Annotated in this window: 21 protein-coding genes; 11 read left to right on the top strand and 10 right to left on the bottom strand. The window is 65.7% G+C overall.

Annotated elements, in window-relative coordinates; translation table 11 throughout:
- Window positions 1-17: 17 nt before the first annotated feature.
- Window positions 18-989: a site-specific tyrosine recombinase XerD gene (xerD, locus tag ABQY64_RS17180; protein ID WP_349780635.1), complete on the bottom strand. Its 972-nt coding sequence runs from the start codon at window positions 987-989 to the stop codon at window positions 18-20.
- Window positions 990-1,176: 187 nt separating this feature from the next.
- On the opposite strand from xerD, the gene ABQY64_RS17185 reads away from it, so the two are divergent.
- Window positions 1,177-1,638 (top strand): RDD family protein, encoded by a 462-nt coding sequence (locus ABQY64_RS17185; protein WP_349780636.1) that lies wholly within the window; start codon window positions 1,177-1,179, stop codon window positions 1,636-1,638.
- Between the two features lie 154 nt (window positions 1,639-1,792).
- Here ABQY64_RS17185 and lptG read toward each other — a convergent pair whose 3' ends face one another.
- Both lptG and lptF read right to left on the bottom strand, forming a co-directional pair.
- Window positions 1,793-2,899: an LPS export ABC transporter permease LptG gene (gene lptG / locus ABQY64_RS17190; protein ID WP_104570688.1), complete on the bottom strand. Its 1,107-nt coding sequence runs from the start codon at window positions 2,897-2,899 to the stop codon at window positions 1,793-1,795.
- The gene (lptF, locus tag ABQY64_RS17195) at window positions 2,896-3,978 is read right to left on the bottom strand and encodes an LPS export ABC transporter permease LptF (protein ID WP_024939128.1); all 1,083 of its coding nucleotides are present in this window, start codon (window positions 3,976-3,978) and stop codon (window positions 2,896-2,898) included. The genes lptG and lptF overlap by 4 nt, the downstream gene beginning before the upstream one ends.
- Window positions 3,979-4,085: 107 nt before the next feature.
- Between lptF and ABQY64_RS17200 the strand changes: the two genes are divergently transcribed.
- The 3 genes from ABQY64_RS17200 to ABQY64_RS17210 all read left to right on the top strand — a co-directional run bounded on the left by ABQY64_RS17200 (window position 4,086) and on the right by ABQY64_RS17210 (window position 9,155).
- Window positions 4,086-5,567: a leucyl aminopeptidase gene (locus ABQY64_RS17200; RefSeq protein ID WP_349780637.1), complete on the top strand. Its 1,482-nt coding sequence runs from the start codon at window positions 4,086-4,088 to the stop codon at window positions 5,565-5,567.
- A gap of 114 nt (window positions 5,568-5,681) precedes the next feature.
- A complete protein-coding gene (locus ABQY64_RS17205) occupies window positions 5,682-6,107 on the top strand; it encodes a DNA polymerase III subunit chi (RefSeq protein ID WP_047127277.1) in 426 nt (141 codons plus the stop codon).
- A 108-nt stretch (window positions 6,108-6,215) separates the two neighbouring features.
- Window positions 6,216-9,155: a valine--tRNA ligase gene (locus ABQY64_RS17210; RefSeq protein ID WP_349780638.1), complete on the top strand. Its 2,940-nt coding sequence runs from the start codon at window positions 6,216-6,218 to the stop codon at window positions 9,153-9,155.
- A 93-nt stretch (window positions 9,156-9,248) separates the two neighbouring features.
- Here the strand turns inward: ABQY64_RS17210 and ABQY64_RS17215 are convergent, their stop codons facing one another.
- The 5 genes from ABQY64_RS17215 to pssA all read right to left on the bottom strand — a co-directional run bounded on the left by ABQY64_RS17215 (window position 9,249) and on the right by pssA (window position 14,314).
- The gene (locus ABQY64_RS17215) at window positions 9,249-10,391 is read right to left on the bottom strand and encodes a polysaccharide lyase family 1 protein (RefSeq protein ID WP_102583500.1); all 1,143 of its coding nucleotides are present in this window, start codon (window positions 10,389-10,391) and stop codon (window positions 9,249-9,251) included.
- A 251-nt stretch (window positions 10,392-10,642) separates the two neighbouring features.
- On the bottom strand, window positions 10,643-11,776 hold the full coding sequence (locus ABQY64_RS17220; protein WP_024939132.1) for a pectate lyase: 1,134 nt from the start codon (window positions 11,774-11,776) through the stop codon (window positions 10,643-10,645).
- Window positions 11,777-12,567: 791 nt separating this feature from the next.
- Window positions 12,568-13,050: a ribosomal protein S18-alanine N-acetyltransferase gene (gene rimI, locus ABQY64_RS17225; protein WP_024939133.1), complete on the bottom strand. Its 483-nt coding sequence runs from the start codon at window positions 13,048-13,050 to the stop codon at window positions 12,568-12,570.
- A complete protein-coding gene (locus tag ABQY64_RS17230; protein WP_349780639.1) occupies window positions 13,047-13,544 on the bottom strand; it encodes an alanine acetyltransferase in 498 nt (165 codons plus the stop codon). The genes rimI and ABQY64_RS17230 overlap by 4 nt, the downstream gene beginning before the upstream one ends.
- The gene (pssA, locus tag ABQY64_RS17235; RefSeq protein ID WP_016902892.1) at window positions 13,541-14,314 is read right to left on the bottom strand and encodes a CDP-diacylglycerol--serine O-phosphatidyltransferase; all 774 of its coding nucleotides are present in this window, start codon (window positions 14,312-14,314) and stop codon (window positions 13,541-13,543) included. The genes ABQY64_RS17230 and pssA overlap by 4 nt, the downstream gene beginning before the upstream one ends.
- Before the next feature lie 131 nt (window positions 14,315-14,445).
- Between pssA and ABQY64_RS17240 the strand changes: the two genes are divergently transcribed.
- From ABQY64_RS17240 to ABQY64_RS17250, 3 genes are all read left to right on the top strand, one after another.
- Entirely contained in the window at window positions 14,446-14,847 is a 402-nt protein-coding gene (locus ABQY64_RS17240; protein WP_039516234.1) for a DUF4124 domain-containing protein, read from the top strand.
- 114 nt (window positions 14,848-14,961) lie between these two features.
- On the top strand, window positions 14,962-16,656 hold the full coding sequence (locus ABQY64_RS17245) for a proline--tRNA ligase (RefSeq protein WP_349780640.1): 1,695 nt from the start codon (window positions 14,962-14,964) through the stop codon (window positions 16,654-16,656).
- 144 nt (window positions 16,657-16,800) lie between these two features.
- Window positions 16,801-17,253 (top strand): H-NS family nucleoid-associated regulatory protein, encoded by a 453-nt coding sequence (locus tag ABQY64_RS17250; RefSeq protein WP_039518886.1) that lies wholly within the window; start codon window positions 16,801-16,803, stop codon window positions 17,251-17,253.
- 61 nt (window positions 17,254-17,314) lie between these two features.
- Here the strand turns inward: ABQY64_RS17250 and ABQY64_RS17255 are convergent, their stop codons facing one another.
- Window positions 17,315-18,574 carry a threonine/serine exporter ThrE family protein gene (locus tag ABQY64_RS17255; RefSeq protein WP_039518883.1) on the bottom strand — a complete coding sequence of 420 codons (1,260 nt, stop codon included), beginning with the start codon at window positions 18,572-18,574 and terminating at the stop codon, window positions 17,315-17,317.
- 49 nt (window positions 18,575-18,623) lie between these two features.
- Between ABQY64_RS17255 and ABQY64_RS17260 the strand changes: the two genes are divergently transcribed.
- The 4 genes from ABQY64_RS17260 to ABQY64_RS17275 all read left to right on the top strand — a co-directional run bounded on the left by ABQY64_RS17260 (window position 18,624) and on the right by ABQY64_RS17275 (window position 22,369).
- On the top strand, window positions 18,624-19,853 hold the full coding sequence (locus ABQY64_RS17260) for an ABC transporter permease (RefSeq protein WP_372469938.1): 1,230 nt from the start codon (window positions 18,624-18,626) through the stop codon (window positions 19,851-19,853).
- Window positions 19,854-19,938: 85 nt separating this feature from the next.
- The gene (locus tag ABQY64_RS17265; RefSeq protein WP_104544606.1) at window positions 19,939-20,781 is read left to right on the top strand and encodes an ABC transporter ATP-binding protein; all 843 of its coding nucleotides are present in this window, start codon (window positions 19,939-19,941) and stop codon (window positions 20,779-20,781) included.
- A gap of 2 nt (window positions 20,782-20,783) precedes the next feature.
- Window positions 20,784-21,710, top strand: a complete 927-nt coding sequence (locus ABQY64_RS17270) for an MlaD family protein (protein ID WP_016903957.1) — start codon at window positions 20,784-20,786, stop codon at window positions 21,708-21,710.
- On the top strand, window positions 21,707-22,369 hold the full coding sequence (locus ABQY64_RS17275; RefSeq protein WP_349780641.1) for an ABC-type transport auxiliary lipoprotein family protein: 663 nt from the start codon (window positions 21,707-21,709) through the stop codon (window positions 22,367-22,369). The genes ABQY64_RS17270 and ABQY64_RS17275 overlap by 4 nt, the downstream gene beginning before the upstream one ends.
- On the opposite strand, the gene ABQY64_RS17280 is transcribed toward ABQY64_RS17275, so the two are convergent.
- The gene (locus ABQY64_RS17280; RefSeq protein WP_349780642.1) at window positions 22,366-22,965 is read right to left on the bottom strand and encodes an alpha-ketoglutarate-dependent dioxygenase AlkB; all 600 of its coding nucleotides are present in this window, start codon (window positions 22,963-22,965) and stop codon (window positions 22,366-22,368) included. The two genes, ABQY64_RS17275 and ABQY64_RS17280, sit on opposite strands and share 4 nt — an antisense overlap.
- Window positions 22,966-22,985: the final 20 nt, after the last annotated feature.

Below are 22,985 nucleotides of genomic sequence, written 5' to 3' on the forward strand. Positions count from 1 at the left end.
TGCGCCTGCAGCCGCAGTCAGCCGCGCGGATGATGGGCGGCGTGCAGCTTCTGCAGATGCTGACGCGCCACCAGGGTGTAGATCTGCGTGGTGGACAGCGAGCTGTGACCGAGCAGCATCTGCAGCGCGCGCAGGTCCGCACCGTGGTTGAGCAGATGGGTGGCAAAGCTGTGCCGCAGCCCGTGCGGGCTGATCGTGGCGGGGTCGATCCCGGCCACCGCCGCATAGCGTTTGACCAGCGCCCAGAACTGCTGGCGGCTGGGCGGCTGCCGCGCTGCATCGATGAACAGCGGCACCTGCCCGTCCACTGCCGCCACCGCCTTGTGGCTGGCCAGCAGCGGGCGCGCTTGGCTCAGATACCGCTCCAGCCAGTGCTGGGATTCCTCGCCCAGCGGTACCAGCCGCTCCTTGCTGCCCTTGCCGGTGACCCGCAGCACGCCCTGGCGCAGGTTGACCCCCACCGCCGGCAGGTTGACCAGTTCGCTGACGCGCAGGCCGGCCGCATACATCAGCTCGAGCATTGCGCGGTCGCGCAAGCCCAGCGGCGTGTCGATCTCGGGCGCGGCCAACAGCGCCTCGATCTGCGTTTCGGTCAGCGCCTTGGGCAAGCTACGGGGCAACTTTGGTGGGTCGATCAGCGCCGTCGGGTCGTCGCTGCGTACCCCATCGCGCAGGCACAGCGCGTAGAACGCCCGCAGCGTCGACAATAGCCGCGCTGTGCTGCGTGGGGAGTAATTGGCCTGAGCGCGCCAGCGCAGATAGTCGAACAACGCCGCCCGATCGACACCCAGCAGGCCGCCGCCGGCACCGTCGCGCCAGCGCGCCAGCCCTTCCAGGTCGCGCCGGTAACTGTCCAGGGTCTGCCGTGCCACGCCCTGCTCGGCCCATAACCGGTCCAGAAAGCGTTCGATGGCGGCGGCATCGGCCGCCTGCACCGGTGGCAGGTGTTGCGCCAGTTGGCGACGTTCGGCGGGACTGCTGGCTGACATCGCAACAGCATAGAGCGTGACATGCGATTTGCGGCGCGCCGTGTCGGCCAGGAGCGGGATTGGCGGTGCGGCTTGCCTCGACAAGCCACCCAGCACATCGCTCCTGACTCGACGCACAGGCCCGGCCCGGCGCGGGATTGCCGCAGCGCGACGTTGCCCGATCGCCTGCGCCGGCTATGCTCGCGGCATGACCTCGTCCCCTTCACCGCGCAGCGCGCGCCCGCCCGCCCTGGTGGTCTGGCGCCTGCTGGCCCTGTGCTACGACGCCTGGCCGGTCCTGGCGCTATGGATGCTGATCTCCGCCGCGTTCACGCTGGGCTTTACGCTTGCCGGGCACCCGGCCCGCGAAAACATTGCCCCCTTCAGCGGCTGGCAATGGCTGCTGTGGCTGTGCTGCTGGATCGCCGCCGGGGTGTACGCCACCGTCAGCTGGCGACGGGGTGGCCAGACCCTGGGCATGCGCCCGTGGCGGTTGTCGCTGGTCGGGCCGCAAGCCACCTGGCGCGCACTCTGGATCCGCTATGCCGTCGGCACGCTGTCGCTGGCCCTGGCTGGCGCAGGATTCTGGTGGGCCTGGCTGGACCGCGACCGCCTGGCCTGGCACGACCGCGCCAGTGGCACCCGGCTGCAGCGCGCGCCCAAGCGCTGAAACGACCAGGCCGGCCTCTTGCCGATCTCTACGCCAAGCGCCGCAGGAGTGCGGCGGTCATGCGACGTACTGACTGCCTACACGCATGGAGCGGCAACCGCTGCTCAGAGCAGGCAGAACACGGTTCCGCCGACGCTGCACCGACGCATCGGCGTCAGCTACTGCGCCGTCGGAACAGCCATGCCGACACGCCCAGCATCACCATCGGCGGCAGCGCGTAGGCGATGCGGTAATCCAGCTTGAGTGCGCCGGCCATGCGGCCGAAGAACAGCTGCAGCAGCCAGAACCCCAGCGCGAACAGGATGCCCAGGAACAGCCGCTTGCCCAGGCCGCCGCTACGCAGCGAACCGAACGAGAACGGGATTGCCGCCAGGCACAGCGCCAGGACGTTGAGCGGATAGAACCAGCGGCTCCAGTACTGGTCTTCGTAGTCGCGTGCATCCAGGCCGTTGCGGCGGCGGTACTCGATGCTCTGTTCCAGATCGCGCGCGGACAGGTTGCGCGGCTTGGCCAGCCCGGCCGCCAGTGCCGCCGGGCTGAGCTGGGATTGCCACGGCAGCTCGGGGAAGGTTTCGCGCTGCACCGAGCGCTCCTGGAAGGTGTCGCGGCGCACCTGGCGCAGCGTCCAGGTCCCGTTGCGGTTCTCGGCCAGCGCGGCGTAGGTTAGCTGCTGCATGCGGCCGCTGGCATCGAGGTGGTACAGCCGCACATCGTGCAGGTCCAGCGCGGTGCCGCCGCCATCGAGCAGCTTTTCTTCGCCGCTGAGCGCGTTGAGGAAGGTGTCGCCCTCGCGCGCCCACAGGCCGGAGTAGCGCGAGCCGGCCATGTTGCTGTTGTAGCGGGCGCTGGTCTTGAGGGTATCGGCCTGGTTCTGTGCCCACGGCCCCACCGTCTCGCCACTGATCACCATGGTGGCGGTCAGCAGCGCCATGGCCGCCACCACCGAGGCCGACATACGCTTGCGCGACACGCCCAGCGCGCGCAGCGCGGTGAGCTCGGACGTTGCCGCCAGCTGGCCCAGGCCCATCAAGGCGCCGATCACCGCCGCGGTGGGAAACAAGGTGTAGGCCCGGCGCGGCACGGTATAGGCCACATAGGCCACCGCATGACCAAAGCTGTAGCTGCCCTGGCCGATGTTCTTGGCCTCGCTGGCAAAGGCGTTGACCAGGTCCAGGCCCAGCAGCACCGCCCACGTCAGCAACACGGTGAACAACACCGCACGCCCGATGTACCAGTCATGCACCCGCGGCATCAGCCTCATGCGCGCACCCTCGGCCGACGCACGCGGCCATCGCGCGCATACGCCCAGATCGCCACCGCCAGCAGCGGCAGGGTCAGCCACCACAGACCGAGCGCGGCCGGCGTCTTGCCATTGGCGATCCACTGGGTGCCGACGATCATCAGGTTGGTGCCGACCATATAAGCCAGGAAGGCCAGCATGATCCGGCCATACCGCTGCTGCCGCGGCGCGCTGCGCGACAGCGGCAGGGTCAGCAGCGCGAAGGCCAGCGCCAGCAGCGGCGGTGCCAGGCGCTCGTGCAGCTGCGCGCGCGCGGCCGGGCGCTGGTCCGACAGCAACTGCGTGGTCCACATCACTTCCGGATCGTTGGCATCGTGCACCTGGGTCCGGTCGGGCAAGGCCACATCGTTGCTGGCGAACTTCATCAGGCGGTAGTCCAGGGTGTTGCCGGCGGCCGGGCCCTCGATGCGGTAACCGTCCTCCAGGCGCAGATAACGGTCGGCCTTGCCTTCGAAGAACATCGCGCCGCGGTCGGCGGTGACCACGTCGATGCGGTCGTCCTTCTGGCGCTGCATGAAGACCTTGCCCAGGCCCTTGCCGTCGGCCGAGATCGTGGTCAGGTACACCACCCCGCCACCGGACAGCGGGGTGAACTTGCCCGACTCCAGGCCGGCCATCACGATGCTGCGGTTGGCGTCTTCCAGCATGGTCTCGGCGGTACGGCTGGCCCAGGGGCCCAGCCACAGCGAGCACAGCCCGATCACCACCACCACCGGCACCACCAGCATCAGCATCGGCCGCAACATGCGCCGCGGGCCCACACCGATGGCGGTAATGACGGCCATTTCTGAATCGCGGTACAGCCGCGCCAGTGCCAATAACAGCCCCAGCATCAGCGCCAGCGGCAGGATGATCGGCAGATACGCAACGAATTGCAGGCCCACCTGAGACAGCAGCAAGCGAGCAGGGATGCGGCCGTCGGCGATATTGCCGAGGATATCCACCAGCACACCGCCGACGCTGACGACCAGCAGCACGATCAAGGTGGCCAGGAAGCTCTGGGTGAAATCGCTAAGCAGGTATCGATCGAGCTTCGGCATGGGGTGGGCTTGTCTTAAACTCTCGGATTCGTTCGCGGCGGCGCCAGCCTAGTCCGGTTGGCGTAAACAGCCCGCGATTGTACGGATTTGCCTACGGAATCTGATCAATGGCCCTGCAATTCACCCTGAACCAAGACGCGCCGGCAAGCGCCGCCGTCGACTGCATCGTGGTTGGCGTGTTCGCCGACAAGACCCTGTCGCCCGCCGCCCAGGCACTCGATAGCGCCAGCCAGGGCCGTCTGACGGCCCTGGTGGCACGTGGCGATGTGGCTGCCAAGGCCGGCAGCACCAGCCTGTTGCATGACCTGCCCGGCGTCGCCGCCCCGCGCGTGCTGGTGGTCGGCCTGGGCGAGGCCGGCAAGTTCGGCGTGGCGCCGTACCACAAGGCGATCGGCGACGCGACCCGCGCGCTGAAGACCGGCCCGGTCGGCACCGCCCTGCTCACCCTGACCGAATTGCCGGTGAAGGCGCGCGACAGCGCCTGGAACATCCGCCAGGCCATCATCGTCAGCGACCACGCCGCTTACCGTTACACCGCCACGCTGGGCAAGAAGAAGGTCGACGAGACCGGCCTGACCACGCTGGCGATCGTCGGCGACGACGCCCGCGCACTGGCCGTGGGCGTTGCCACCGCCGAAGGCGTGGAGTTCGCCCGCGAGCTGGGCAACCTGCCGCCGAACTACTGCACCCCGGCCTATCTGGCCGAAACCGCCGCCGCATTCGCCGGCAAGTTCCCCGGCGCCGAGGCCGAGATCCTGGACGAGACGCAGATGGAGTCGCTCGGCATGGGCTCGCTGCTGTCGGTGGCGCGTGGCTCGGCCAACCGCCCGCGGCTGATCGTGCTGAAGTGGAACGGCGGCGGCGACGCGCGTCCGTACGTGCTGGTCGGCAAGGGCATCACCTTCGACACCGGCGGCGTCAACCTCAAGACGCAGGGCGGCATCGAGGAAATGAAGTACGACATGTGCGGCGGCGCCAACGTCATCGGCACCTTCGTGGCCACCGTCAAGGCCGAGTTGCCGATCAACCTGGTGGTGGTGGTGCCGGCGGTGGAGAACGCCATCGACGGCAATGCCTACCGCCCCTCCGACGTGATCACCAGCATGTCCGGCAAGACCATCGAGGTCGGCAACACCGACGCCGAAGGCCGCCTGATCCTGTGCGATGCGCTGACCTACGCCGAGCGCTTCAACCCCGAAGCATTGGTGGACGTGGCCACGCTGACCGGCGCCTGCATGGTGGCGCTCGGCCACCAGACCGCCGGCCTGATGAGCAAGCACGACGACCTGGCCAACGAACTGCTGGCCGCCGGCGAGCACGTGTTCGACCGCGCCTGGCGCCTGCCGCTGTGGGACGAGTACCAGGGCCTGCTGGATTCCACCTTCGCCGACGTCTACAACATCGGCGGCCGCTGGGGCGGCGCGATCACCGCCGGCTGCTTCCTGTCGCGCTTCACCGAGAACCAGCGCTGGGCGCATCTGGACATCGCCGGCGTCGCCAGCGACGAAGGCAAGCGCGGCATGGCCACCGGTCGCCCGGTGGGGCTGCTGACCCAGTGGTTGCTGGATCGCGCCGAAGGTGGGAATTGAAAATCGGGAATAGGGAATCGTGAAAGCCCTTTCCTTTCAGGCACTGCCGCGACCTTCGAGGTCGCGGCAGTGCCGTGACCATTCCCAATTCTCCTCTCCCGATTCCCTGCCCTGATGCCCCGTGCCGACTTTTACCTGATCGCCAAACCGCGCTTCCTCAACGAACCGCTGCGGCTGGTCTGCGAGCTGGCGCGCAAGGCCAACGACGCCAACCTGTCCACGCTGATCCTGGCGCGCGACGCCGCGCAGGCCGAGGCATTGGACGACCTGCTGTGGGCATTCGACGACGAGGCCTACATCCCGCACCAGATCGCCGGCACCGACGAGGAAGACGAGCTGGCGCCGGTGCTGATCGCCTCGCCGGAGTTCGATGCTCCCTCGCGCCCGCTGGTGATCAACCTGCGCGACGACCCCTACCTGGGTGCCTGCGACCGCGTACTGGAAGTCGTCCCGGCCGACCCCGCCGCCCGCGAACCGCTGCGCGAGCGCTGGAAGCAGTACAAGGCCCTGGGCCTGGAACTGACCAAATACGACATGTGAATCGGGAATGGGGAATCGAGAATTGAACGTCGACTGCCCCGTAGACCTTCACTTTTCAACACACCTGCTTTCCCCATTCCCTATTCCCGACTCTCCATTCCCCGCCTTATGACCACCCTCGCCTCCAGCTACGAACCCTCTTCCTTCGAATCGCGCCTGTACGCGCAGTGGGAGGCGGCCGGTTATTTCGTGCCGTCCGGCAAGGGTGAGCCGTATACCGTGCTGCTGCCGCCGCCGAATGTGACCGGGACGTTGCACATGGGCCATGCGTTCCAGCAGACGCTGATGGACGCGTTGGTGCGCTATCACCGCATGCGCGGCTTCGACACGCTGTGGCAGGTGGGCACCGACCATGCCGGCATCGCCACGGAGATGGTGGTGTCGCGCAACCTGGCCCTGGAAGGCAACGGCGAAACACGCGACTCGCTCGGGCGCGAGGGCTTCATCGCCAAGGTGTGGGAATGGAAGGCCGAGTCCGGCGACACCATCGAGCGCCAGATGCGCCGGCTGGGCACCTCCAGCGACTGGTCGCGCAGCACCTTCACCATGGACCCGCAGCCGTCGGCCGCGGTCAACGAAGCCTTCGTGCGCTGGTACGAGCAGGGCCTGATCTACCGCGGCCAGCGCCTGGTCAACTGGGACCCGGTGCTGAAGACCGCGATCTCCGACCTGGAAGTGGAAAACGTCGAAGAAGACGGCTTCCTGTGGTCGATCCGCTACCCGCTGGCCGACGGCGTGACCTACGAGCACGTCGAACACGATGCCGACGGCGTCGAGACGCTGCGCGAAACCCGCGATTACCTGGTGGTCGCCACCACGCGCCCGGAGACCATGCTGGGCGACACCGCGGTGATGGTGCATCCGGAAGACCCGCGCTACGCCACGCTGCACAGCGCCCGCATCGTGCTGCCACTGACTGGCCGGCAGGTGCCGGTGATCACCGACGATTATGTCGACCGCGCCTTCGGCACCGGCGTGGTCAAGGTCACGCCTGCGCATGACTTCAACGATTACCAGGTGGGCCTTAGGCATGCCCTTCCCCTGATCAATATTCTGGACGACCAAGCAAAAGTTCGGCTGGAAGCGCCACGTATTGATCTTGAAATCATCGACAGTGAGCTCGGAGGCGATAATGCTTTGTCTCGCATCTCCAGCTCAGCCAGCATTCCTGTCAAGTCAATCGAGTTAATTCCCGCACGTTTTTCGGGATTAGATCGTTACGACGCCCGCAAGCTGGTGCTGTCGGAACTGGAAGACCTGGGCGTATTGGTCGAAACCAAGCCGCACAAGCTGCAGGTGCCGCGCGGCGATCGCACCGGCCAGGTGATCGAGCCGTATCTCACCGACCAGTGGTTCGTGAAGATGGACGCGCTGGCCAGGCGCGGCCTGGAACTGGTCGAAAGCGGCCAGGTCAAGTTCGTGCCGCCGAACTGGATCAACACCTATCGCCACTGGATGGAGAACATCCAGGACTGGTGCATCAGCCGTCAGCTGTGGTGGGGCCATCGCATCCCGGCGTGGTTCGACGAGGCAGGCAAGTGCTATGTCGGCCACGACGAAGCCGAGGTGCGCGCGAAACACGGCCTGGGTGCGGAGATCGCGCTGCACCAGGACAGCGACGTGCTGGAAACCTGGTTCTCCTCGCAACTGTGGCCGTTCTCCACGCTGGGCTGGCCGGATGCGAACGCAATGGCCGAGCGCGGCTTCGAGCGCTACCTGCCGTCGTCGGTGCTGGTCACCGGCTTCGACATCATCTTCTTCTGGGTGGCGCGCATGATCATGGCCACCGACAGCTTCACCGGCCAGGTGCCATTCCGCGATGTCTACATCACCGGCCTGATCCGCGATGCGCAGGGCCAGAAGATGTCCAAGTCCAAGGGCAACGTGCTCGATCCGCTGGACATCATCGACGGCATCAGCATCGAAGACCTGGTGGCCAAGCGCACCAACGGGCTGATGCAGCCGCGCATGGCCGAGAAGATCGAAAAAGCCACGCGCAAGGAATTCCCGGACGGCATCATCGCCCACGGTGCCGACGCGCTGCGCTTCACCATCGCCGCGCTGGCCACGCATGGCCGCGACATCAAGTTCGATCTCGGCCGCGCCGAAGGCTACAAGAACTTCTGCAACAAGCTGTGGAACGCCACGCGCTTTGTGCTGATGAACACCGAAGGCGCGCGCTTTGCCGGCGTGCCGCAACCGCGCACCGAAGCCGAGCAATGGATTCTGGCGCGCCTGGACAAGGTCACTGCGGAAACCCACGCGCACTACGCCAACTACCGCTTCGATCTGCTCGCGCAATCGCTGTACGAGTTCGCCTGGAATGCGTTCTGCGACTGGTTCGTCGAACTGGCCAAGCCCGCGCTCAATGGCCAGGACAGCGAAGCTGCCGCCAGCACACGGCATACCCTGCTCTACGTGCTCGAAGCGCTGCTGCGCCTGCTGCACCCGCTCACCCCATTCGTCACCGAAGAACTGTGGCAGCAGGTCGCACCGCGCCTGGGCATCACCGCCGCCACGATCTCGCTGCAGGCATTCCCGCAGGTCGGCGATATCGATACCGCCAGCTACGCCGGCGCAGAGGCCGATGTCGAATGGCTGAAGTCGATGGTGTCGGCACTGCGTCGTGTGCGCAGCGAGTTGAACGTGCCGCCGTCCAAGCAGGTACGCCTGCTGCTGCAGGCCGGCACTGCCGACGATCGCGCCCGTATTGGCCGCTTTGCCTCGCAGCTGTCGTTCCTGCTCAAGCTCGAAGCGATCGACTGGCTCGATGCCGGCCAGGACACCCCGCCGTCGGCCACGGCCATCGTCGGTGAGCTGACCCTGCTGGTGCCGCTGGAAGGCCTGGTCGACATGGATGCCGAACGCACGCGCCTGGACAAGGAAATCAAGCGCGTGGAAGGCGAGATCGGCAAGTGCAATGGCAAGCTGGGCAACGCCACCTTCGTGCAGAACGCACCGGCCGTGGTGGTCGAGCAGGAGCGCGCGCGCCTGAACGACTGGACCACGCAACTGACCGGCCTGCGCGAACAGCGCGCCAAGATCTAGCGCCGCCAACACGCACAACGCCCGCACTGATGCGGGCGTTGCGGGAAAACGTGCAACGCTGCACGCATCGCAGCGTTGCCTGTGGCAGACGCGTTACAGCTTGCCTGCGCCGGCCTTGGCCTTGACGTCTGCAGCCACCTTGTTGGCGGCCAGCAGGCTATAGGTATACGGCGGCTTCCAGCCGATGTTGCTGTTCCACGAGCAGTTCAGCGCCTTGCCGTTGATCAGCGAACCCTGGTCGCGATACACGCTGCCCTTGTAGTCGCCGGCGATCTTGTCGCAGCTGCTCACGCCGCTGATGTCGAACGCATTGTTCTCCGAGAAGATCTTCGACTCCTTGCCCACACCGTGCGCGTGCGAGAACGGATAGACCTTATTGCTGGTGCTGCCGACGTGGTAGTTGTTGTACAGGTGCACCTGGCCGAAACGCACACGCGGCGCGCGTGCCGAGATGTTCTCGAACAAGGTGTTGTGGATGGTCACCTTGAGCTTGCCGCTGTCGGTGCTGGAGGCGCTGTCGCTGGAGCCGATCAGGCTGTTCTTCTCGTGCGACTTGAACGCCGAGTAGGAGATGGTGACGAAGTTGGCACCCTTCTTGACGTCCATCGCACCGTCGTGATGCTGCTTGGGGCGGCCGTTGGCCGTGCCGTTCTGGTCGTCGGTGCGGCGACCGTCGGTGAAGGTGACATGGTCCACCCAGACGTTGGTGGCCGCTTCCACGGTCAGGCCGTCGTATTCGGAATTCCAGTTACCGTTGTCGCCGTCGTCGGCATCCCATTTCGGCTCCGGGTCCCACGGATTTTCGATGGTGAGATTGCGCACGATGACGTCGTTGGCCTTGATGTAGAAATAGCCCTCGCGGATTTCCGCATTGGTACCGAGGCCGATCAACGTGGTTTTGGTCGGGATGTCCAACCGCGCACGGGTCTTCATGTCCGAAGTCTTGGTGTAGGCCTTGCCTTCGCTGATGTCGATGACGCCCTTGACCTTGATGATGCGGCCGTTGCTGCCCGCCTTGGCTTTCAACGCGGCCTTCAACTGCGCTGCCGTGCTGACGGTGTAGATGTCCGCCGCGGCGGCTTTGGAACCGCCCTTGGTTCCGCCGTTCTGGGTGGCCCAACCGGTGGTGGCCACGTCCAGCGACGGATCTGCAGCGTAGGCTGCAGGAGACAACAACGCAGCACCCAGAACGACGCCCACAACGGTACGACCAACGACTGTCGATGCTTTCGACATGGTGATGAATTCTCTTGGATGAGTGACGCGATGGCGCGCCGCATGAGACGACGCGCTCCCCGATGCAATCGCCCAGGCCATCAAGGCCAGTCCCCTAGCGAACGCGACTCGATCCTAATGCTTATGAAAAGTATTGAATAGTCTGTTTCTGAAAGTTATTTTCCTGCTTGCGTCTACTCCGCATGCAGCGCACATACGCAAATGCAGCACCCGTCTTGCGGGCGCTGCATTCGGTGTTGCGGTGGTAACGCTTACAGCTTGCCGGCGCCAGCCTTGGCCTTGACGTCCGCAGCGACCTTGTCGGCAGACAGCAGGCTATAGGTGTACGGCGGGGTCCAGCCGATGTTGCTATTCCACGAGCAAGTCAGCGCCTTGCCGTTGAGCAGCGAGCCCTGGTCGCGGTACACGCTGCCGCCGTAATCGGCCGCAATCTTGTCGCAGCTGCTCACCCCGCTGATGTCGAACACGTTGCGCTCGGAGAAGATCTTGGACTCCTTGCCCACGCCATGCGCGTGCGAGAACGGGTAGACCTTATTACTGGTGCTACCGACGTGGTAGTTGTTGTACAGATGCACCTGGCCGAAACGCACCCGCGGTGCGCGCGCGGAAATGTTCTCGAACAAGGTGTTGTGGATGGTCACCTTGAGCTTGCCGCTGTCGGTGCTGGAGGCGCTGTCGCTGGAGCCGATCAGGTCGTTCTTCTCGTGCGACTTGAACGCAGAGTAGGAAATGGTGACGAAGTTGGCGCCCTTCTTGACGTCCATTGCGCCGTCGTGATGCTGCTTGGGGCGACCGTTGGCGGTGCCGTTCTGATCGTCGGTGCGGCGACCGTCGGTGAAGGTGACATGGTCCACCCACACATTGGTTGCGCCCTCGACCGTGAGGCCGTCGTACTCGGAATTCCAGTTGCCGGCACTGCCGTCATCCGGGTCCCAGACCGGCTCCGGATCCCATGGATTTTCGATGGTGATGTTGCGGATGATGACGTCGTTGGCCTTGACGTAGAAATAGCCCTCGCGAATTTCCGCGTTGCTGGTGATGCCGATCAGCGTGGTCTTGGTCGGGATGTCCAGCCGCGCGCGGCTCTTCATATCCGAGGTCGTGGTGTACGGCTTGCCCTCGCTGACATCGATGATGCCGCTGATCTTGATGATGCGCCCGTTGCTGCCCACGCTGGCTTTCAGCGCGCTCTTCAGCTCGGCGGCAGTCTTGACCGTGTAGATGTTGGCAGCGGCCGCCTTGGAGCCGCCCTTGGTCCCCCCGTTCTGTGTTGCCCAACCAGTGGTTGCAACTTCCAGTGCAGGATCGGCGCAGGCAACGCCAACGACCAGCAACGACCCGACAAACAGCGACGCGGCGGCCGCCGTTGAAAATTTCGGCTTCATCTTGATGTCTCCCTCGGATGGGTTCGATGCGCCGCGCGGCGGCACACCCCTCGTCTAGCATGCGCGGAACATACTTTTCATCTATGTAATGTTCAGTTCCGCGGCACCGATACTAGGAGCATCGCAATGGCTTGTATCTAGCCGATGCATCGATGTGCACGCGCAGTCACGCAAACGGTTGCGGGACACGCAAGAGAAGACAAAACGCTGCAATCAAGACACACAGAGACAGGCGTAAGGACACTGCAGCGCAGCATGATCCGCATCGCAATGCAGACGGACACAGGTCCAGCACGGTGTGCCGCCACGATCACATGCCTGCGTGTTTTTTCTGACGCATACAGCGACCGCAATGCGATGTATCGCCATCGTGCGGCGTCGCGCACGGCTGGACGCAATTGATCACGCCGCTGAAAACGTCAAATACGAGATGGCGAAATAATCACCATGACGCACGCAAGCGCGTCATGGCAGATGACGGCGCGCAGGCGGCCGACCCAAACGCTGCGATGGAGGAAAAGTGCGGCCTGTTGCGATCGATTGCAGCGACATGCAAGGCTCAGATCACGGTGCGCGATGGCCTGATTACCCGAGCGTATTTCGTAACGACAAAGCCGCATGCTGCGAACCGAAAGCTCCGGAGCGGTCGTCTGACCGTGACCCAAGAGCAGACTGGCGTCTCCAGGTCGTGAGCCCCTTCAACAGGGCAACCGCGCGGCAGGTATCAGGTGTATGCGCGCGGTTCAAGCAGCACGCGCGAAACCACTCCCATCAGCTACCGCCGATGGCGCTCAGGAAAACCCTTCGAAGGACAACTCGATCGCCATCACCAACGCATCTTCGCGACCGGTGTTGGAGGGGTAGTAGCGTGGGCGCCGCCCGATTTCATTGAAGCCTTCGGAGTGATACAGCGCAATCGCCGAGGGGTTGGACGGGCGCACTTCCAGAAACGCGCGACGCGCGCCGCGATCGCAGGCACCCTTGATCAGCGCGCGCAACAGCACCCGGCCATGCCCCTGGGATTGCGCCTCCGGTGCGATGCAGACATTGAGCACGTGCGCCTCGTCGGCGGCGATGCTGATCACCCCGTAGCCAATGACCTGCCCGCCCTGCTCCATCACCCAGCCCGGATAGCCGGCCTGCAGGCAGTCGCGAAAGATGCTGCGCGTCCACGGGAACGGGTAGGCGCGGTGTTCGATCTCCATCACCACATCCAGATCGCTCTCGCGCATGGCGCGTAGCGAGGTGGGCAGCGGCACGTTCAAGGCGCTCATGCCGGATCCCGACGCCGCCGCAGCGCACGCAGTTGCGGCCACAGCGCGCGCTTGGCCGCCGGGTTGCCACGCAACTCGGCCAGCGGCCAGGACGCCATCAAGGCCTGGGTATTCGGATTGCCCGGATTGCAGCCGGAGGCGCGCAGCAATGCCATCTGCAGGCGATCGGGCATGCCGACCCGGCTGCGCCGTTGCGGCGCCGTCGAAGCCGCAGTCGTGACCGCCTGCGGCGTGTCGGCCGGTGCGGCCGGTGCGGCCGGTGCGCTGCGACGCACCACAGGCGGTGCCGCAGGCGCCGGCGTTGGCGGCGCGCGCTCCACGCGTGGCGGTGCCGCTGCGGCTGCCGCTGCCGCTGCCGGCGCACGCTCGCTCGTCTCGTCAGGCGCCGCCGCCGCGTCCACGCTGTCGCGGTCCAGATACACGGTGTGCCCCAACGCCTGCAGGTACGACACCTGCAAATCGGACCACATCGGCTCGGAGGCCAATTGACTCATGGCAGCTCGGGCGTGCGCCGCCAGCGCCGCCACAGCCACATCACCGGGCCGGACAGCGCATACAGCACGCCGATCACCAGCAGCGAGCGGGCCAGGTCGATCACCAGCAACGCGATCACCACCGTGGCGATCGCCAGCGCCAGGAACGGCACACGGTCGGCGCGCGGACCACGCGCGCCGCCCTTGAAACTCCAGAACCGGATCCGGCTGACCATCAGCAAGGCCGCTACCACGGTGACCGCAAGCGCCAGATAACGCAGCTGCTCGCCGTCGAAGCCCAGGCTGTCGTCGGCAAACGCCCAGACGAAGGACATCATCAGGCCGGCGGCCGCCGGGCTGGCCAGGCCGATGAACCAGCGCTTGTCGACCACGCCCACCTGCGTGTTGAAGCGCGCCAGCCGCAGCGCCGCGCAGGCCGCATACAGAAACGCGGCCGACCAGCCGACCCGGCCCATCACGTTGCTGTCGTACTTCAATGCCGACAGCGACCAGTGGTACATCACCAGCGCCGGGGCCATGCCGAAGCTGACCAGGTCGGCCAGCGAGTCGTACTGCACGCCGAACTCGCTGCTGGTATTGGTCAGGCGCGCGACCCGGCCGTCCAGCCCGTCCATCACCGCAGCCACGAACACCGCCATGGCGGCCTGGACGAATTGCCCATTGGCGGCGGCGATGATGGCGTAGAAACCGGAAAACAGCCCGGCGGTGGTGAACAGGTTCGGCAGCAGGTAGATCGTGCGCGAGCGCGGGGGCGGTCTCATCTCATCCATCCGGCAAGTGTAGGGCCTGAGGTCCGTCCGGCGGTAGCGCGCTTGCATCGTGCGCGCCCGCCCACGGCGTCACTTGCCAGCGCGGGCCGCGGATGCTGCAATCGCCGCGGGAATCATCCAGGGGAAGCCACATGCACCTGTCGTCCGGGCTTTGCGCCCTGTTGATGCTGGTCAGCGCCGCCGCCGGCGCCACCGATCTATATAAATGGAAGGACGCCAAGGGCGTCACCCACTACACCGAAACCCCGCCACCAACCGGCCAGCGCTACGAAGCGCGCCGGATCGATGCGCGCAGCGGCACCGCCGCCATCGCCGCGCCGGAGGCCGCCACGCCCGAATCGGCCGACTGCCTGACCGCACGCCGCAACCTGGAACTGCTCAGCGGCAAGGGCGAGGTCACCATGGGTGCCGGCGCCGACGGCAAGCCCGGCACCCCGCTGGACCCGGACGCCCGCGCCGCACAGCGCAATCTCGCCGAGGCGGCCGCCAAGGCCTATTGCAAGCCGGCAGCGAGCGGCAATCCGGCCACCTGAGCCGGCCCGGGACCGGCCACCTGCCGGTCCATGCATCCGGCCGATCGGCCGGTGCCCCTGACCGGCAGGGCACGAGACTGGCAAACTATGGGCTTTCCGCCCAAGCGAAGCCCGATGCGTCTTTCCCAGTTCCACCTGCACACCACCAAGGAAACCCCGGCCGATGCCGAGCTGGTCAGCCACCGTCTGATGCTGCGCGCGGGCATGATCCGCAAGCTGGCCTCCGGGCTGTACACCTGGTCGCCACTGGGTCTGCGCGTGCTGCGCAAGGTCGAGGCCATCGTGCGCGAGGAGATGAACCGCGCCGGGGCGGTGGAAGTGCTGTTCCCCACCATCCAGCCGCGCGAGCTGTGGGACGCCACCGGCCGTTGGGAGAAGTTCGGCGGGCAGTTGCTCAAGATCAAGGATCGCAAGGAGCAGGAGTTCTGCTACAGCCCGACCGCCGAAGAGGCCGCGGCCGAATTCGCGCGCCAGGAGATCAACAGCTACAAGCAGCTGCCGCTGAACTTCTACCAGATTCAGACCAAGTTCCGCGATGAGATCCGCCCGCGCTTCGGCGTGATGCGTGCACGCGAATTCCTGATGAAGGACGCCTATTCCTTCCATCTCACCGATGCCGACATGGCGCGCGAGTACGACAACATGCGCGCGGCCTATACCCGCATCTTCACCCGCCTTGGGCTGGAATTCCGCGCCGTGCAGGCCGACTCCGGCGCCATCGGCGGCGACGCCTCGCAAGAATTCCACGTCATCGCCGCCTCCGGCGAGGACTCGCTGGCGTTCTCCACCGGCTCCGATTACGCCGCCAACGTGGAAACCGCCAGCGCCGCCCTGCCCGCGCCGCGCGCCGCGGCTGGCGAGACGATGCGCCAGGTCGCAACGCCCAGCCAGAAGACCTGCGAAGACGTCGCCCAGTTGCTGGGCATCGCGCTGCAGCGCACGGTCAAGTCGGTGGCGGTAATGACCGAAGCCGGCTTCGTGTTGGTGCTGGTGCGCGGCGATCACGCCGTCAACGAGATCAAGCTTGGCAAGGTCGCCGGCCTGGCCGGCTACCGCCTGGCCAACGAAACCGAAATCCGCGACCACCTCGGCTGCGAGCCGGGCTTCCTGGGTCCGGTGAATACCGCCCGCCCGGTGCGCGTGGTGGCCGATCGCGATGTCGCGGCACTGGCCGATTTCGTGGTCGGCGCCAATGTGCCCGGCGCGCACCTGGTGGGCGTCAACTGGGGCCGCGACCTGCCGGAACCGGAAACCGTTGCCGATGTGCGCAACGTCATCGACGGCGAACGCGCGGCCGATGGCGGCGAGCTGCGGCTGGCCCGCGGCATTGAGGTGGGCCATGTGTTCCAGCTCGGCAGCCAGTATGCGCAGGCATTGCAGGCCACCGTGATCGACGAGAACGGCAAGCCCGCAGTGATGAAGATGGGCTGCTACGGCATCGGCATTTCGCGCATCGTGGCCGCGGCGATCGAGCAGAACCATGACGATGCCGGCATCGTCTGGCCCGCGCCGATGGCACCGTGGCAGGTGGTGGTCTGCATCATCAACCCCAAGCAGGATGCGCAGGTGGTTGCCGCCGCTCAGGCATTGCTGGACGAATTGATCGCTGCAGGGATCGAAGCGGCGCTGGACGACCGTGGCCTGCGCCCGGGCGCGATGTTTGCCGATATGGAACTATTGGGTATTCCGCATCGGGTGGTGGTCTCCGAACGTGGATTGGCCGCTGGTACATTTGAATATCGCGCCCGCACTGCAGAGGCAGCAGAAAACCTGGATAAGGCCGGGTTATTCTCCCGCCTGAGTCGCTGATCAAATCACCCGAAACTACTTCAATTGGATGAACACAAGGCGCCGAATTATTTCGGCGCATTTGTCACTTGGGTTTTCTGACATTATGATGGCCAGCGCTGCCACGGACCGGCATTCTTTTCTCTCTCATCTTCCGGAGTAGTGATGTCGATCGATCTTAGCGGCCTGTCGGCCAAGCAATTGGGTGCACTGATCAAAAACGCGAAAAAGCAGCAGACCGTGGTTGCCAAGCGCGCCCCGATTGCCAAGGTTCGCACGCAGCTGACCCGCGCGGCAAAAGCCCAGGGTTATTCCATCGAAGAATTGTTTGGCGCCAGCGCCGGTCCGGGTCGTCCGGCTGCCGCTGCCAAGCCGGGCCCGCGCGCCGGCCGCAAGCTGGGCAAGGTTCCGCCGAAGTATCGCAACCCCGCCAATCCCCAGGAAGCCTGGACCGGCCGCGGCAAGCAGCCGCGCTGGCTGGCCGAACTGACCGCCGCCGGCAAGAAGGTCGAAGACTTTCTGATCAGCAAGGTCAGCGCCAAGAAGACCCCGGCCAAGAAGGCCGCGCCGCGCAAAGCCGCCACCAAGCGCGCGACCAAGAAGCCCAAGGCTGCTTGATTGTTACCAATAAAAAACGCCGGCAGTGCCGGCGTTTTTTATTGCGCGCTTTTTCTACCGGTCATAAATTCTTGCGGGCCGGAATCAACAGATTGCCGAACAGCAATCCGGCCATCAAGGCCATCACGATATTGGTCACCGCCAATAGTGCGGCCTGCCCGACGCTGACATCCTGTTGCTGTACCAGGGTCAGAAAGCCACGCAGGCTGACACTGCCCGGAACCAGCATGATGATGCCGGGCAAACGGATCAATGCCCCGGGTTTTTGCACCACACGCCCAAACAGATTCCCGGCGGCGGTCAATGCCATGGCCGATGCAAAGACGCCGGCCGGACCACCCCAGGCATGCCCGGCATAACGCGCGATGACATACCCGGACATGGCCGCCGCCATGATCCATAAATAATCGCGTCGATTGGCCTTGAACAACACCGCAAACGCATAAGCGGCCACCAGCAGCGAGGCCCACTCCACCCAGCCGGACTGTGGGCGCAATGCGGCCACCTGCGGGTGCAGGCCGAGCACCTGGGTCAGCGTCACCGCGATGACCGCACCGACGGTGAGCTTGAGCACCGTGGTCACCGCACCGGCCAGCCGCGCCGTGCCCGAGACCCAGTGCTGGCTGGCCAGCTCGTTGAAGGCATTGGTCAACGACATGCCGGGCAGCAGCACCACCAGCGAGGCGATGATCACCGTATTGAGGTTTAGTGGGCCGACCAGCGACGCCACCACCGCGGCCACCACCCCGGCCAGCAGGCCGGCCAGCGCCTCACCGGCTTCCTTGGTCGCCGGCCGCCTGTCGGTGTATTGGGTCAGCAGGCCGATCGACATCCCGATCGCGCCGGCGGTGGCGATATCCAGCCAGGGCAGTTTCCACAGCCCTGCCACGCCGGCAGCGGCCAGCCCGAATGCCAGCACCTGCATGGTCTTGCCGCGCCGATCGACCTCGCGGTCCAGCCGCCGCAGCGCGGTGTGGCCCTGCGCGATGCTCATGCGCCCGTTGGCCACGCCGTCGGCCACGTAATCGGCCACGCTGAGCTTGTAAAGGTCGTTCTCGCCCGGGGCCAGCCGGATCACCCGGGTGATGTCGCTGGAACCGATGGCCTTGGTCGGGTCGCTGAAGCTCAAAATGATCCCGGTGGGATTGGACCAGGGCTCGCAGTCCAGGCCCAGCTTCTGCGACAGTCCGACCACGGCGGCCTCCAGACGCTGCGCCGTGGTGCCGTAGGAATGCAGGCGTCCGGCGATTTCCGAAACAAAGGCGACGCGCTGGGCATAGGTGGCGCTGGCGGACGGTTGGACGACGGTGGCAGCGGACATGCGTGGCGGGTCGGATCGGAGAAACGCCGTCTGGCGAGGCCGCCAGTGTATGCCGCAGCGCACCTGGCCGGCGTGCCGATTGTCTGTGCCGGGACCGCAGGTGCGAAGCGTCCCCATCATTCGCTCACGCCGGGCGCGGTATGCTGGCGCCACGGACAGGCCACCCATGATCAAAGCGCAACCTCCACGCATCGAACAAGACTCGCAGGATCACGCACAGGTCCGCCTTGCTGGCAGTTGGGTCCTGGCGACCGCATTGCCCCAGGCCGAGCTGCTGCAGGCCGTGCCCGAAGGGGTCCGGCGCATCGACGCGCGCGGCATCGGGCAACTGGATTCGGCCGGCGTGCTGCAGCTGCTGCGCTTCGCCAGCCGCATGGGCCTGAAGGAAGACGCGATCGATTTCCGCGATGAGCACCAGGCCCTGGTGTGCACCATCGAGGAACTCAACGACGAACGCCCCAAGCCCAAACGCGATTACGGCTTCGTCGCCGCGCTGGACCGTCTGGGCCGCACCACCCACGGCGTCGGCCAGGGCATTCTGGAGCTGAACAGTTTTCTGGGCGAGAACCTGGTCAAGATCGCGCGGCTGATCCACGAGCCGCGCCGCTTCCGCCTGACCTCCACTGTGCACCACATGGAGCAGGTCGGCCTGGATGCGGTGCCGCTGGTGGTGCTGCTGTCGTATCTGGTCGGCGCGGTGATCGCGTTCCTCGGCTCGACCATCCTGCGCGACTTCGGCGCGGAGATTTACGTGGTGGAGCTGGTGTCGATCGCCTTCCTGCGCGAGTTCGCGGTGCTGCTGACCGCCATCGTGCTGGCCGGCCGCACCGCCAGCGCCTTCACTGCGCAGATCGGTGCGATGAAATCGCGCGAGGAAGTGGATGCAATCCGCACCCTGGGCCTGGACCCGATCGACCTGCTGGTGATTCCGCGCCTGCTTGCGCTGATCTTCACCCTGCCGCTGCTGACCTTCATCGCGATGATCGCCGGCCTGGCCGGTGGCGTCACCGTGGGCGCGTTCGATCTGGATATCCCGCCGCAGATGTACCTGGCGCGCATGCACGACACCATCCAGCTGCGGCATTTCCTGGTCGGGCTATCCAAGGCGCCGCTGTTTGCGCTGGTGATCGGCCTGATCGGCTGCCTGGAAGGCCTGAAGGTCAGCGGCACCGCGCAATCGGTTGGCGAGCGCACCACCTCCTCGGTGGTGCAGACGATTTCCTTGGTCATCATCCTCGACGCGATCGCCGCGCTGTGGTTCATGAAGATGGGGTGGTGATGAGACCGGGATTCAACATTCGGGATTCGGGATTCGTGCAAGGCAGAAGCGCAGCTGGCGCTTTGACACTCGGGAGAGCCGTGCTGTGACCAATCCCGAATCCCAAATCCCCAATCCCGGCACAGAGACCGACGCCGACGACGACCAGTTGGCGATCTCGGTGCGCGGGCTGACCAATCGCTTCGGCAGCCAGGTCGTACACGAGGAGCTGGATCTGGACGTGCGGCGCGGCGAGATCCTGGGCGTGGTCGGCGGCTCGGGCACCGGCAAGTCGGTACTGATGCGCAGCATCCTGGGCCTGCGCGAGCCGGACGCCGGCAGCATCCAGGTGCTGGGGGCGGACGCGCGCTCGGGTCGTTTTGCCGACCGCCAGCACATCACCCGCAATACCGGGGTGCTGTTTCAGGACGGCGCGCTGTTCTCGTCGATGACCGTCGGCGAAAACGTGCAGGTCCCGCTGAAGGAGCATCACGGCGAGTTTCCCGAGCGCTGGTATTTCGAGCTGGCGCTGCTGAAGATCAAGCTGGCCGGCCTGCCGGCCGATGCGCTGGACAAACTGCCCTCGCAGCTGTCCGGCGGCATGCGCAAGCGCGCCGGCCTGGCGCGGGCGCTGGCGCTGGATCCGCCGCTGCTGTTTCTGGACGAGCCCACCGCCGGGCTGGACCCGATCGGCGCGGCCGCCTTCGACCGGTTGATCCGCACCCTGCAGCAGGCGCTGGGCCTGACCGTGTTCCTGATTACCCATGACCTGGATACGCTGTACGCCATCTGCGACCGCATCGCGGTGCTGGCCGATCGCAAGGTGATCGCCAACGCGCCGCTGGCCGAAGTCGAGCAGATCGACCACCCCTGGATCCAGGAATATTTCCACGGTCCGCGCGCCCGCGCCGCGCGCGCGGCCAAGACCGACTCCACCGAGACCGCCTGAGCATGGAAACCAAAGCCAATTACGTCCTGATCGGCGCCTTCACCATCGTGGCGGGCCTGGCCCTGCTGCTGTTCGGGCTATGGGCCGCAAAATACTCCTCCGACCGTACCTGGCAGCAATACCGGGTGGTGTTCCGCGAGGCGGTGACCGGCCTGACCGTCGGCAGCCCGGTGCAATACAACGGCATCGCGGTCGGCTCGATCACCGAGCTGACGCTGGCGCCGAACGACCCGCGCCAGGTGGTCGCGCACGTGCGGGTGAACTCCACCACGCCGATCAAGAGCGATACGCGCGCCAAGCTGGCCATCACCAGCCTGACCGGCCCGTCGATCATCCAGCTCTCTGGCGGCACGCCCGAGGCACCGTCGCTGACCACCATCGACAAGAGCGATGCGCCGATCATCCAGACCACGCCGTCGGCATTGCAGAACATCACCGACACCGCCAACCGCATCGTCGAGCGCATGGACCAGATGCTCTCGGACAAGAACGTGGCCAGCATCACCGCCACCTTGCAGAATCTGGAAAAGATCAGTGGTGGCATCGCCGATCGCGACGAAGGCATGCAGGCGCTGATCGTCAGCGCGCGCGATGCCGCACGCAATCTGGACACCACCCTGACCACCACCAACGGCACCATCAAGCGGCTGGACCAGAACCTGGTGCAGCAGCTGCCGGGCATCCTGGAAAAGCTCGATGCCACCCTGGTCAAGCTGGATTCGGCCGCCGGCAACGCCGACAACATCCTTGGCGAGAACCGCGCGGCCATCAATAGTTTTGCCAATGATGGCCTGGGCCAGCTCGGGCCCACGCTGACCGAATTGCGCGGTCTGATCCGTGACCTGCGCCGGGTCAGCGACAAACTGGACAACAACCCTGCGCGCTACCTGCTCGGCCGCGACGCACCCAAGGAGTTCGAACCGAAATGACTGCCATGCGCCTGTTGCGTCCCATGTTGTGCGTCTCGTTGCTGGCGCTGGGCGGCTGCTCGGTGTTGACCGGAGGCGACAAGAAGCCGGCCACCATCTACGCACCTAACGTGCGGATTGCGCCGAACCCGTCCTGGCCGCAGGTGAGCTGGCAGCTGTCGGTGTCCAAGCCCAGCGCCGCGCGGGTGATCGACAGCCCGCGCATCAACGTGCGCCCGACGCCGGGCGAGTTGCAGGTCTATCACGGCGCAGGCTGGGCGCAGCCGGCCACCGACATGCTGGAAGACAGCGTGGTCCGCGCGTTCGAGGACTCCGGCAAGATCGCCGCCGTCGCCCGTATCGGCACCGGCATCCGCTCCGACTACAAGCTGGCGATCGACCTGCGCCGCTTCGAGTCCGATTACGCCGGCCAGTCGCTGCCCTCGGCCACCATCGAACTCAATGCCAAACTGCTGCACGCCGCCGATCAGCGCGTGGTGGCCTCGCGCACCTTCCTGGTCGCACGCCCGTCCAGCGGCACCAACACGGCTGCGGTGGCAGCGGCATTCGAACAGGCGATGACGCAGGTCACCACCGAACTGGTCGGCTGGACCTTGATCACCGGCCAGCAGGACAGCCAGAGCCTGCCGCGTTCGTTGTCACCGCGACAGTCGAACTAGCGCTCGGGAGCGCGCGGCGCAATCTGACGAAAGGTCAGGTTGATGCGCTCGCCGATGGGCTTTGCGGTGCGCGGCAATGCATGCTTGTAGTGGCGCTGGGTATCGCCTGCCATCAGCAGCAGATCGCCGTGCCCCAATTCCAGCGTCTGCTTCAACGCAGCATCGTCGCGATGCTTGAATGCAAATCGCCGCGTCGCGCCCAGGCTTACCGAGGCGATCAATGGTCGCGCCCCCAACTCCGGCTCGTCGTCGCTATGCCAGCCCATCGCATCGTTGCCGCTGCGGTAACGGTTGGCCAGCACGCTGTTGAAAGGCGCCCCGGTCTCGGCCTGCAGGCGTGCGCGTAGAGGTTGCAATACCTCCAGCCACGGCTGCGGCGCGAACTGCGTGCCCGAGTAGCGATAGCTGGCGTCCGCATCGCCCATCCAGCTGCTCAGACGCGGCGAATCGACCGTGCGCCCGAACATGCGGATGCGGTGTACTTCCCATTGCACCTGCGTCAGTAGCGCCTGCAGCAGCGCATCGGCCTGCGCGCGCGGCAACCAGCCGCGACACCAGGCGATCTCCGCTTGCGGCAATGCCACCCGAATCTTCATGCATCAAACGCTAGCACGCG

Source organism: Xanthomonas sp. WHRI 7065, assembly GCF_040203115.2.
GTDB classification, from domain to species: domain Bacteria; phylum Pseudomonadota; class Gammaproteobacteria; order Xanthomonadales; family Xanthomonadaceae; genus Xanthomonas; species Xanthomonas arboricola.

Coding starts and splice junctions, on each gene's coding strand:
- ABQY64_RS17280 (WP_349780642.1), bottom strand. CDS start 22,965: ATGAAGATTCGGGTGGCATTGCCGCAAGCGGAGATCGCCTGGTGTCGC.
- ABQY64_RS17250 (WP_039518886.1), top strand. CDS start 16,801: ATGTCGATCGATCTTAGCGGCCTGTCGGCCAAGCAATTGGGTGCACTG.
- ABQY64_RS17205 (WP_047127277.1), top strand. CDS start 5,682: ATGCCCCGTGCCGACTTTTACCTGATCGCCAAACCGCGCTTCCTCAAC.
- ABQY64_RS17220 (WP_024939132.1), bottom strand. CDS start 11,776: ATGAAGCCGAAATTTTCAACGGCGGCCGCCGCGTCGCTGTTTGTCGGG.
- ABQY64_RS17240 (WP_039516234.1), top strand. CDS start 14,446: ATGCACCTGTCGTCCGGGCTTTGCGCCCTGTTGATGCTGGTCAGCGCC.
- lptG (WP_104570688.1), bottom strand. CDS start 2,899: ATGAGGCTGATGCCGCGGGTGCATGACTGGTACATCGGGCGTGCGGTG.
- lptF (WP_024939128.1), bottom strand. CDS start 3,978: ATGCCGAAGCTCGATCGATACCTGCTTAGCGATTTCACCCAGAGCTTC.
- ABQY64_RS17210 (WP_349780638.1), top strand. CDS start 6,216: ATGACCACCCTCGCCTCCAGCTACGAACCCTCTTCCTTCGAATCGCGC.
- ABQY64_RS17270 (WP_016903957.1), top strand. CDS start 20,784: ATGGAAACCAAAGCCAATTACGTCCTGATCGGCGCCTTCACCATCGTG.
- ABQY64_RS17200 (WP_349780637.1), top strand. CDS start 4,086: ATGGCCCTGCAATTCACCCTGAACCAAGACGCGCCGGCAAGCGCCGCC.
- ABQY64_RS17245 (WP_349780640.1), top strand. CDS start 14,962: ATGCGTCTTTCCCAGTTCCACCTGCACACCACCAAGGAAACCCCGGCC.
- ABQY64_RS17255 (WP_039518883.1), bottom strand. CDS start 18,574: ATGTCCGCTGCCACCGTCGTCCAACCGTCCGCCAGCGCCACCTATGCC.
- ABQY64_RS17215 (WP_102583500.1), bottom strand. CDS start 10,391: ATGTCGAAAGCATCGACAGTCGTTGGTCGTACCGTTGTGGGCGTCGTT.
- rimI (WP_024939133.1), bottom strand. CDS start 13,050: ATGAGCGCCTTGAACGTGCCGCTGCCCACCTCGCTACGCGCCATGCGC.
- ABQY64_RS17275 (WP_349780641.1), top strand. CDS start 21,707: ATGACTGCCATGCGCCTGTTGCGTCCCATGTTGTGCGTCTCGTTGCTG.
- ABQY64_RS17230 (WP_349780639.1), bottom strand. CDS start 13,544: ATGAGTCAATTGGCCTCCGAGCCGATGTGGTCCGATTTGCAGGTGTCG.
- ABQY64_RS17185 (WP_349780636.1), top strand. CDS start 1,177: ATGACCTCGTCCCCTTCACCGCGCAGCGCGCGCCCGCCCGCCCTGGTG.
- pssA (WP_016902892.1), bottom strand. CDS start 14,314: ATGGATGAGATGAGACCGCCCCCGCGCTCGCGCACGATCTACCTGCTG.
- xerD (WP_349780635.1), bottom strand. CDS start 989: ATGTCAGCCAGCAGTCCCGCCGAACGTCGCCAACTGGCGCAACACCTG.
- ABQY64_RS17260 (WP_372469938.1), top strand. CDS start 18,624: ATGCCGCAGCGCACCTGGCCGGCGTGCCGATTGTCTGTGCCGGGACCG.